We start from the raw sequence: 11,478 nt of genomic DNA on the forward strand, positions 1-11,478 counted from the left end.
ACGGCTATTCAGAAAAATTTGTGCCTTGCATCTTATTTATTATCTTTGTTTCTTAAAAGAAATGTATTTAAAGAACCTCACTTGAAGAAACCTTTTATTAACTCAAATCAAATTTAATTATGAAAAAATATTTTTTATTAGCATTCTCAGCCTTCTTAATTCTCGGTTTTTCTGGTTGTAAAAATAAAGCCAAAAAAGCAAGTAAAGAAGAAGAAGTAACAAAAGCAGATACAAATATGGTAGCAAAAGTAAATGAATACAAAAAAGTAAAACTTACAACAGATTTATCAGTTTTGTCAGAAAAGCAAAAACAAATGTTACCAATTCTTTTTAAGATTGCAGATATTATGGATGAGATTTTTTGGATAGAAGCTTATGGAAATAAAACAGAACTACTGGAAAGTATAGAAGATGAAGCAACAAAGAAATTTGTTGAAATAAATTATGGACCTTGGTCAAAACTTGATAACAATGAACCATTTATATCTGATGTAGGAGAGAAACCAAAAGGAGCAAATTTTTATCCTGCCGATATTACTCAAAAAGAGTTTGATGCTTTTGAAGATGAATTAAAAAACAGCCAATATACACTGCTTAGAAGAGATGAAGATGGTAATTTAATGTCAGTTCCTTACCACGAAGTTTTTAGAGAAAAAATTGAAGAAGCATCACAATTATTAATGGAAGCATCGGAGTTTGCAGAAAATGAAGCTTTTAGAGAATACCTTATACAAAGATCAGAAGCATTGCGTACAGATGAATATCAACCAAGCGATTTTGCATGGCTTGCAATGAAAGATAATATTATTGATTTTGTGGTAGGACCAATTGAAAATTATGAAGATGAATTATTCAACATCAAAGCAGCACACGAATCATTTATTCTTATAAAAGATATGGATTGGAGTAATAAACTAAAAAAATATATTGCATACTTACCTGAATTACAAGAAACTTTACCCGTTGATAAAAAATACAAAAGTAATATGCCGGGAACTTCAGGCAATCAACTTAATGCTTACGATGTAATTTATTATGCAGGAGATTGTAATAAAGCAAGTAAAACAATTGCAATAAATCTTCCTAATGACCCTATTGTACGTCAAGAAGCAGGCTCAAGAAAACTTATGCTCAAAAATGCTATGAAAGCTAAATTTGATAATATTCTTCTTCCTATTTCTAATGTACTTATTGATGAATCTCAAAGAAAGAATGTTAAGTTTGACGCTTTTTTTGCAAACACTATGTTCCATGAGGTAGGTCACGGTCTTGGAGTTGATTATCTTGTTAATAATCCTGACATAAAAGTTAGAGATGCACTAAAGAGTTATTACACAGCCATTGAAGAAGGAAAAGCAGATATTGTTGGATTGCATCTTATTACATATTTATATGGCAAAGGAGAACTTGATAACATTGATTTAATGGATTATTATGTAACATTTTTTGCAAGTGTTTTCAGGTCAGCACGTTTTGGCTCAGCAAGTTCACATGGAAAAGCAAACATGATGCGCTTTTATTTCTTTGAAGAAAATAATGCATTTACAAGAGACGAAGAAACAGGCACATACACCATTAATTTTGATAATATGAAAGAAGCTGTAAAAGTACTTGCCGAAAAAATTATTACAATACAAGGAGATGGTAATTATGAAGTAGCAAAAGCATGGGTAGAAAAAGATGGTAAAATAAAAGACCAATTACAAGCTGATTTAGATCGTCTTGCTGACAAAAATATTCCAAGGGATATTATTTTTGAACAAGGCTATGAAGTGTTGATACAAGAATAAAGTTTAGCAACAAAAAAAAGTATTAAAAAGGGGGAATTTTAATTAATTCCCTTTTTTTATGGTTCAATTATTGCAACATTAAACAAGCTTTAACACATGGCAATCAATGAAAGAGATACTTATTACTATTGTTTTATAATAAAATAAAATCTTATTTAATTAAAAATTAAAATGTTATGAAAACTATGATGAAAAATTTACTCTTAAGCACATTATTTTTGTTTTATTCCTCAACATTCATTTTTGCACAAGGTGTCCCAAATGGAAATTTTGAGATGTGGAATAAAATACAACTTTTTGAACAACCTGATGGTTATTTAACAACAAATCAACAATCCTTTTTTCTATTACAAACTTTTAATGTTACAAAATCTACAGACGCATATAGTGGCGATTATGCTATTAAATTAGAAACTATTGCTAATGCAAACGATACTTTGTTTGGATTTGCCATGAATGGAGATCCTCAAAATGCTTTGTCAGGAGGACATCCATTTACTTCAAAACCTGATTCTGTAAAAATTCAAGTTAAATCAGATATCAAAGCAGGAGATACTGCAATAATATTTATTTTATTTAAAAAATTTGGAATTACACTAGGAATGGAAATGTACTATGTTACAGGGAAATATTCATCTTACACTGAATTATCATTCCCCATAAAAACACTAATAGCAAATCCCGATTCAATTCTTTTTGGAATAGCATCAGGTAATCCTGATGGTAATCCTATTCCCGGAACTTGGATAATGCTTGATGATGTTGAATTTACAAATAGTACATCTAATCTTCATAATAAAGGTTTTGAAGATTGGACAGAAGTTGGCTATGATGAACCTTTTGGATGGTTTACAATGAACTCATATTTTTTGTTAGGTGGAGGACAAGCTTATGCAAATAAATCTACTGATGCTTATGAAGGAAATTTTGCCTTAGCAATTACAACAACAGAATCAGAAGTTATCGGTAATAATGAACCGTTTGGCATTGTTACAACTGGTTATTTTGTAAATGATGACCTTGGTGGTGGATTTCCATTAAACAAAAAACCCGATTCAATAAGTTTTTATTATAAATATGATAACTCCAATAATACAAATGACAGTGCTTTATTTTATATTCATTTTAGTAAATTTAGCACAACTCAAAACAAATCAATAGTTGTTGATTCACACATGATATTCCTGCCTTCTACCTTTAGTTATCAATATCACTCTATTCCATTTGATCTTTCAATTTATGATATTGATTCTTCAAATATAGTTTTAGGCTCAAGTAATTTTTTTAATGAGAAAAATATTGGAATTGGAAATAAACTTTTTATTGATGATATAGAGTTTTACTATGAGGGCGTAGGGTTTCCTCTTACATCACTTATTGAAAATAAGATTAATATTTACCCAAATCCTGCTGATAATTTTGTAAATATTGAAACAAATAACATTGAAAAAGCTCAAATAATCACTACTAATATTTACGATATTGAAGGAAGATTGATGCTAAGTAAAAAAAGTCAAATACAAAAAGGCACAAATAACATAAACCTAAGCACAAAAAATATTCCTAATGGACAATACTTGATAAGATTAATTGCAAAAAATCAAACATTATCAACAAAGAAATTAATTATAAAACATTAATATTTTTAGATAAATCAAATAAAAAGAAGAAAAAGGTTCAGACAATTTGTTTGAACCTTTTTTAGTATTCTGAGTTTTATTTTGAGAAATGATACTTTTGTTTTAACTTTGTATCTATTTTAAAAACAGGAAATAATTATTCATAAAAATATTATTGAGAGATGAAAACAAAAATTACAATTTTTATTATTGGATTATCCTTTCTTTTCGGATATGGATTTAGCCAAACAGTTTCATTATTTGCAGGAACAACCCAAACAATTGGACATAATGCAACGGGAAAAACTTTGTTAAACGCATACTTTGCTTATCCCTACGGAATGGCTTATGATAGCGAAGGAAGACTTTGGGTTACAAATTTTGGAGGACCTGAAGATATGACTATTCCAGGCTCACCACAAACAGGACATACCGTAAGTGTAATACTTCCAAATGGTATGGTTTATACAAGAGCAGGTTCTTATGCTCATGCATGCTTAAAAAATGGTATAGGTATTAATTGCAAATTTTTTAATCCCGCAGGAATTGCAGTTGGACCCGATGATACAATTTATATTGCCGATTACGAAAATCATGTTATTAGGAAAATGGTACCATTTCAATCTCTTGCCAATCCTCAAACAGTATCGGTTTTGGCAGGGAAATTTTACCAACCACAACCCAATTCACAATGCTATACAACTTATCCTGGATTTGCTAACGGTAGTGCAAAAGTTGCTCAATTTAATCATCCCATAGATGTTGATGTTGACGCTAATGGAAATGTATATGTTGCAGACAGAGATAATCATTGTATCCGTAAAATTACTCCCTCAGGAATGGTGTCAACTTTTGCTGGAATGCCCGGACAATCAGGTGATAACGATGACGACAATAAGTTGAGTGCAAAATTCAATTATCCCTCAGGCGTTCATTATGATGATGCAACAGGAGATCTTTATGTAACTGAATTTGGGAATAGCCAACTAAGAAAAATCTCAGCATCAGGAAAAGTAACCACAATTATTAGCAACCTTGCTACAATTGCACCCTACCAACCCGAAGATGTTGTTATGGACAATCAGTCTAATATTTACCTTACATCCTATCATAGAATACTAAAATATGCTAATAATAAAACCTCAATATTTGCAGGTGATGTTCATTTTAATGGATATACAGGTTACGTAAATGACACAGGTACTTCTGCACGATTTGATAATGTAAAAGAAATGGTTGTTGACCCTGATGACCTTCATTATATATATGTTGCCGATCAATACAATCATGTAATTAGAAAAATAGTTATTTGTACTCCATTTAAACCAACAATTACTCATTCAGGAAATTTAACAACATGCACAGGAGACACAGTAACATTATCAGGACCATCAGGTTTTATTGATTATAAATGGTCAAATGGCAAAACAACAAAAGATATAACTATTAAAGGTAAGGGTACTTATAACCTTACACTTACTGTACAAAACGATGATCATTGCTATGGAGTTTCTGATCAAATAAAAGTAACAATTTATGATTATTACCCAACAGTAACACCAAGTGGACCAACAACATTTTGTACAGGAGGTAGCGTTGATTTAGTTGGACCAAATGGTTTAGATTATTATTACTGGACTAAAGATGGGAACCTTTTTATGGAAGGAGCAAATAAGCAGACAATTACTGTAAACCAAACAGGTGCTTATATATTACAAGGTACCAAAGGGATTTGTAAAGGAAATTCAACAGCAAAAAATATTTTGGTAACAGACCATGTAACGCCAATACTAAAAATAATAAAAGGGGATTCAAATCTTTGTCAGGGTGAAGAACTTATTTTAAGAACAACAGCAAATAACTATGCAACTTATGATTGGAAAAAAGGTTCAACATCTATAAGTACACAAAGTAGCATAACAATTACAGAGGCAGGAACATATTCTGTATATGTAACAACAGGTACAGGCTGTGACGGGACATCTTATGGAATGTTAGTAACAGTAAATCCTAAACCAAGCAAACCAACAATTACAATTGGAACAGATTCAGTTCTCAATTCAAGTGCTAGCTCAGGAAATCAATGGTATTGGTATGGTAGCCTAATACAAGGAGCTACCTCCCAATCATATATGCCTTCAAAAGACGGATATTATAAAGTAGTAGTTACAAATCAATATGGATGTAGTAATGAATCTGATACTATTGCTTATGGTGATGTTTCAATAAATGAGTTTGACGTTTCAAGTAGTTTTGATGTATTCCCAAATCCAGGAACAGGGTTGTTTACATTAAAATCAGGTCTTTTATTCAATGAAAAATTAATTATCAACATAAATGATTTAACAGGCAGAATAGTGTTTAATAAAATTGTTGATGTTAATAAAAGAGGTTTTACAGAGGAATTTGATTTGCGAAATTTAGAAAAAGGTATTTATTTTATTTCAATTAAATCAGAAAATAAATTGGCAAACCTTAAGATAATTATTGAATAATTTTTAATTAAAACCCACATTTTTTAATGTGGGTTTTAATCGAAATCAAATGCAATTCAATCAATAAAAAAAGTTTAAATTTGTGGTTTAATTAAATCGAACCATAACAGTAAATCTGTTATTTAAAAAAAATTTATGCTAAACAGAAGGCATGTTAGAATAAAAGTATTGCAATCACTTTATTCACACTATAGTTCAGGGAATGAATTTACTGAAAGGGAAACAGAAAGGAATCTTACCAATAGTCTTTACCAATTTTATAATCTTTATCTTTATCTAATGCTTTTTATTAAAGAGTTAGCATTATTTGCCGAAAGATACGATGCTGAAAAGAAAGTGAGACATATTCAGCCTACAATGGAAACAAACATTAATTCAAAGTTTTATGACAATATTTTAGTAAAAAAGATTATTGAAGATACTTTCCTAGAAAATGCACTTAGTGATAATAAAATTATTTGGGATACAGAAGATATTGATATTATTCGCAAGGTATTTAATGACTTAAGAAATCAAGAAGCATATAAAGATTTTATGTCATCAACAAAAAATGAGGAACAAGAAAATTTTGAAATTCTTTCATTTGTAATAAAACATTACCCTTTAAATTTTTCGCTATTAGAACAACATCTTGAAGATAAATTTTTGCATTGGAATGATGATGCAAAGCCAACAGTACAAATGGTATCCAAAAGTTTTAAAATAATATATGCAGAACCAGAAATTGAAGATATTCTTGTTCCAATATCAAGTGATAAAAAGATGACTTTTGGATTTGCTCAAGATCTTTTAAAAATATCTATTCAAAATAATGATAATTTTAATGAGCTTATTAGTGAAAAAATTGACAAATGGGAACCTTCAAGAATTGCATTGATAGATGCTCTTATACTTAAAATGGGACTTGCAGAATTTTTATTTTTCCCTCAAATACCCATAAAAGTTACTATAAATGAGTGCATTGAGTTAGCTAAAAATTATAGTACACCAAATAGCAAGAAATTTGTTAACGGAGTACTTGATAATTTACTTAAGCAACTTGAAAAAGATAATAAAATTAATAAAAAAGGAATTGGAACTATTAATAACAACTAAATTTTATTAAAATGAGATTTTTAATATATTCAATTTTTTTATTGTTATTTATTACTTCATGTAATAATTCAAAAGACAAAGAAGAAATTAGTTCCGATTTAATAAATAATCCGGCAACTGCTTCCGGCAAAACAAAGAATAACAAAAAAATGCCCGAAATTACTTTTGAAAAAACAACACATGATTTTGGGGAAATAGCACAAGGCGAAATAGTTTCTTACGCCTTTAAATTTACTAATACGGGCAAAAGAGAACTAATAATTTCAAATATTGTTCCCAGTTGCGGTTGTACTGTTCCAAAATTCCCCAAAAGACCGATTAAACCAAATGAATCGGATTTTATCGTAATTATTTTCGATAGCAAGGGAAGAAAGGACAAATTTTTTAAAAATGTTAGTATTTTTGCAAACACAATTCCTGATATGAAAAAGCTTTATATCAAAGGATTTATAATCACTAAATAAAAAAAATAAATTATGGAAATCATCTCAATCTTTTTAATGTCATCAGGCGAAGCTACAGGAAATGGATCTTCAACAATAATAATGTTACTTGTGATGTTCGTTATTATCTATTTCTTTATGATAAGACCTCAGAGTAAGAAAGCAAAAGAACAAAAACAATTTAAAGAGAAACTTACAAAAGGCGATAAAGTTATTACAATTGGTGGCGTTCATGGAAAAATTCTTGAAATCAAGGAAAATAAAATCCTTCTTGAAATAGCAAAAGATGTAAAAATTACTATTCAAAGAGAAGCTGTTTCAATGGAATCGACTAATACATTAGATAACGATAAATAGTTTTTTTAAAATATACTGTGTCAGGTTTAGTTAAAAAAAATATTTTTTTATTTTTTAAACTATTACTAAAAAATAAAAATGTTGTAGTTTTTGTTATTTCAATGGCTATAGCTTTTGTCTTTTGGGTATTATTAGCATTGAATAAAGAGTATGTTACAACCTTAACACTAAATGTAAAATATGGAAACATTCCAAAACATTTAGTGCTAAAAAAACCTTTACCTCAGAAACTTAAATTCAAAATAAAATCGGAAGGTTGGGATATACTGTCTTTAAAAAAATCACAATCGGAAAATGATGTTTTTATTGACCTTAGTGATTTTGTCAGTAGTAATTTCATTCTTACCTCTGAACTTAAAAATTTTCTTGATTTAAAAAAAGAAAGTTTCTTTAATATATTAAAAATTTACCCCGACACCATACACCTTGATTTTGAACAAATAGCAAGAAAAAATGTTCCGATTGAACTCCTTCTTGATATCAGCTATGCAAATCAGTTTAGTCAATCGGGAAAAATAAAGCTAAAACCTTACAGGGTTTTAGTTACAGGACCAAAATCCACCATAAGGAATTTAAATAAATTGACTACTGAAAAAATTACTTTAACTAATGTTAGCTCAACAATTAATGAAAATGTAAGTTTAACAATTCCTTCTAAAATGAATATAACAATGGAAGTAGATAAAGTAAATGTAATTATTCCTATTGAAAAATTTACAGAAGGCAATTTATCGCTAAAAATTAAAGCTCCCAACAGTCTTTCTAATTCAATTAAACTTATCCCGAAAACAGCAACAGTTACCTTTCAAACAGCACTTAGTAATTATAAAAATGTAACTCCTGCAACTTTAGAAGTATTTTTTGACACATTAAAAATTAATGCTAAGGAAAATAACAAATTAAAACTATTTGTTAAAAGCAAAAATAAGTTTGTTAAAAATCTTAGTGTTGAACCGAAATATGTTGATTATATCATAAAAAAATAGTTATGCTTAAAATTGGATTAACAGGAGGCATAGGAAGCGGAAAATCAACAATTAGCAAAATATTTGAATTTCTTGATATTAAAATTTATAATTCAGATATACGCTCAAAAATTCTTATACAAAAAGATAAAAATCTCGTTGAGAGAATTAAAAAAGAATTTGGGGAATCAATGTATGATGAGAATAATTTTCTCAATAAAGAGAAATTATCAGATATAGTTTTTAAAAACGAAAAGGCATTAAAAAAGCTTAACTCAATAACTCATCCAGCAGTAGAAAAAGATTTTGAAAATTGGTGTAAGGAAAATAAAAATCAAAAATACATTATTAAAGAAAGTGCTATTTTATTTGAAAGTGGAATAGAAAATAAAATGGACGCTATTATTTCTGTTTATGCAAGCAAAGAAATAAGGATTGAAAGAATAAGAAAAAGGGATAAAATAAGCAGAGAAAAGGTGCTTGAAATTATCAAAAATCAGATGCCTGACAGTTTGAAAATGGCAAAAAGTAATTATGTGATTATTACTGATAAAAGCCAGTCTGTAATCAAGCAAGTAATGTTGCTGCACAATACACTAAATCAATTAGATAGACAATAGAAATAAAAACAATAATTTATAATGAGTTTTGTGGAAAAATAGCTCTATAATAATGGGCTAAATGATAGATTATTAGTAATTTTACAGTGTAAAAAATACAATCAAAATGGACAATAAAGAAGAAATTAAATTAAACGAATATACTGCCGATAATATTCAAGTATTAGAAGGCTTGGAAGCGGTAAGGAAAAGACCTTCAATGTACATTGGTGATACTGCCCAAAGAGGGCTTCACCACTTAGTTTACGAAGTTGTTGATAACTCTATAGATGAGGCACTTGTAGGATATTGCGATTATATAAAAGTTGAGATTAATAAAGATAACTCAATAACTATAGAAGATAACGGAAGAGGTATTCCAATAGAAATACATAAAAAAGAAAAAAGATCCGCATTGGAAGTAGTAATGACAGTGCTTCATGCAGGAGGTAAATTCGATAAAGATTCCTACAAAGTTTCAGGAGGATTACATGGAGTAGGTGTTTCATGTGTAAATGCATTATCTTCTGAACTTACTGCTACAATTCATAAAGATGGAGCAATTTACCAACAAACATATCAAAAAGGGAAGCCAATACATCCTGTAAAAGAAATTGGAAAAACTGATAAATCAGGTACAATTATTCATTTTAAGGCTGATGAAACTATTTTTCAATCCATAAATTTTTTATTTGATACATTAGCTGCAAGATTAAGAGAATTAGCATACTTAAATAAAAAAGTAAAACTAGTTTTAATAGATCATAGAGAAGAAGAGAATGGAAACGGATTAAAAGAAGAAAGCTATTATTCCGAAGAAGGATTAAAAGAATTTGTTCAATTTATTGACGTAAACAGAGAAGCACTTATGTCAAGAACAGTAGCTTTTGAAGGGGAAAAAAATGGTGTTCCTATCGAAATTGGCTTACAATACAATACTTCATTTAGTGAAAATGTTCACTCCTATGTAAATAATATAAATACAATTGAAGGAGGTACACATATTTCAGGTTTTAGAAGAGCATTAACAAGAACATTAAAAAATTATGCTGAGAAACAAGGATTGTTAAAAAATGTAAAATTTGATATCAGTGGAGATGATTTTAGAGAAGGATTAACTGCAATAATTTCAATTAAAGTACAAGAGCCACAGTTTGAAGGACAAACAAAAACAAAATTAGGAAACTCAGAGGCAATGGGAGCTGTTGACAGTTTTGTTACAGATGAATTAGGTGCATTTCTTGAAGAAAATCCAAATGATGCAAAACGAATAATTAGCAAAATTATTATTTCTGCACAAGCACGCCATGCAGCACGAAAAGCTCGCGAAATAGTTCAAAGAAAAAGTGGATTTAATTCTGCCGGTCTTCCGGGAAAATTATCCGATTGTTCTTCCAAAGATCCTGCAGAATCTGAAATTTTTCTTGTTGAGGGTGATTCTGCCGGTGGAACAGCAAAGCAAGGAAGAGATAGAGTATTTCAAGCTATTTTACCATTAAAAGGTAAAATACTTAATGTGGAAAAAGCTCTTGAGCATAAAATTTATGAAAATGACGAAATAAAAAGTCTTTTTACAGCTCTTGGTGTTTCTATTGGAACAGAAGAAGATGACAAAGCTTTAAATCTTAGTAAATTACGTTATCATAAACTGATAATTATGACAGATGCTGATGTGGATGGAAGCCATATTACAACACTTATTCTTACTTTGCTATTTAGATACATGAAAGAATTGATTGAAAACGGATATGTTTATCTTGCAACACCTCCTTTTTATCTAGTCAAAAAAGGAAAAAGAGAAGAATATGCATGGAAAGATGATGAAAGAGACAGATTAATTATGGAAATGAAAGCTGACGGAAAGATAGGATCTGTTTCTTTTCAAAGATATAAAGGACTTGGAGAAATGAATGCTGAACAATTATGGGATACAACCATGAATCCTGAACAGAGAACTCTTAGAAGAGTAACTATTGAAAATGCCGCTGAAGCTGACAGAGTATTTTCAATGCTTATGGGAGATGAAGTTCCACCGAGGAGAGAATTTATTGAGAAAAATGCTAAATATGCAAATGTGGATGCGTAGGTTTAGTTTGCTTATTTGGCTATTTTCAT

9 protein-coding genes are annotated in these 11,478 nt (G+C 29.5%); all 9 read left to right on the plus strand.

All coding sequences use genetic code 11. The annotated features are described in order from the left end of the window. Positions 1 to 119 precede the first annotated feature (119 nt). The 9 genes from U9R42_08900 to gyrB all read left to right on the plus strand — a co-directional run bounded on the left by U9R42_08900 (position 120) and on the right by gyrB (position 11,449). Entirely contained in the window at positions 120 to 1,790 is a 1,671-nt protein-coding gene (locus U9R42_08900) for a Zn-dependent hydrolase (GenBank protein MEA3496136.1), read from the plus strand. Positions 1,791 to 1,975: 185 nt separating this feature from the next. Further along, on the plus strand, positions 1,976 to 3,430 hold the full coding sequence (locus U9R42_08905; GenBank protein ID MEA3496137.1) for a T9SS type A sorting domain-containing protein: 1,455 nt from the start codon (positions 1,976 to 1,978) through the stop codon (positions 3,428 to 3,430). 161 nt (positions 3,431 to 3,591) lie between these two features. Beyond that, positions 3,592 to 5,904 (plus strand): T9SS type A sorting domain-containing protein, encoded by a 2,313-nt coding sequence (locus U9R42_08910; GenBank protein MEA3496138.1) that lies wholly within the window; start codon positions 3,592 to 3,594, stop codon positions 5,902 to 5,904. A 135-nt stretch (positions 5,905 to 6,039) separates the two neighbouring features. Next, positions 6,040 to 6,999: a transcription antitermination factor NusB gene (nusB, locus tag U9R42_08915; GenBank protein ID MEA3496139.1), complete on the plus strand. Its 960-nt coding sequence runs from the start codon at positions 6,040 to 6,042 to the stop codon at positions 6,997 to 6,999. An 11-nt stretch (positions 7,000 to 7,010) separates the two neighbouring features. Next, on the plus strand, positions 7,011 to 7,463 hold the full coding sequence (locus U9R42_08920) for a DUF1573 domain-containing protein (GenBank protein MEA3496140.1): 453 nt from the start codon (positions 7,011 to 7,013) through the stop codon (positions 7,461 to 7,463). Between the two features lie 12 nt (positions 7,464 to 7,475). Next, the gene (gene yajC, locus U9R42_08925) at positions 7,476 to 7,799 is read left to right on the plus strand and encodes a preprotein translocase subunit YajC (protein ID MEA3496141.1); all 324 of its coding nucleotides are present in this window, start codon (positions 7,476 to 7,478) and stop codon (positions 7,797 to 7,799) included. Positions 7,800 to 7,816: 17 nt separating this feature from the next. Beyond that, entirely contained in the window at positions 7,817 to 8,785 is a 969-nt protein-coding gene (locus U9R42_08930; GenBank protein MEA3496142.1) for a CdaR family protein, read from the plus strand. A 2-nt stretch (positions 8,786 to 8,787) separates the two neighbouring features. Next, a complete protein-coding gene (coaE, locus tag U9R42_08935) occupies positions 8,788 to 9,384 on the plus strand; it encodes a dephospho-CoA kinase (protein ID MEA3496143.1) in 597 nt (198 codons plus the stop codon). Between the two features lie 106 nt (positions 9,385 to 9,490). Then, a complete protein-coding gene (gene gyrB, locus U9R42_08940; GenBank protein ID MEA3496144.1) occupies positions 9,491 to 11,449 on the plus strand; it encodes a DNA topoisomerase (ATP-hydrolyzing) subunit B in 1,959 nt (652 codons plus the stop codon). The last annotated feature ends 29 nt before the right edge of the window (positions 11,450 to 11,478 follow it).

The sequence above is a fragment of the Bacteroidota bacterium genome, from assembly GCA_034723125.1.
GTDB lineage: Bacteria > Bacteroidota > Bacteroidia > CAILMK01 > JAAYUY01 > JAYEOP01.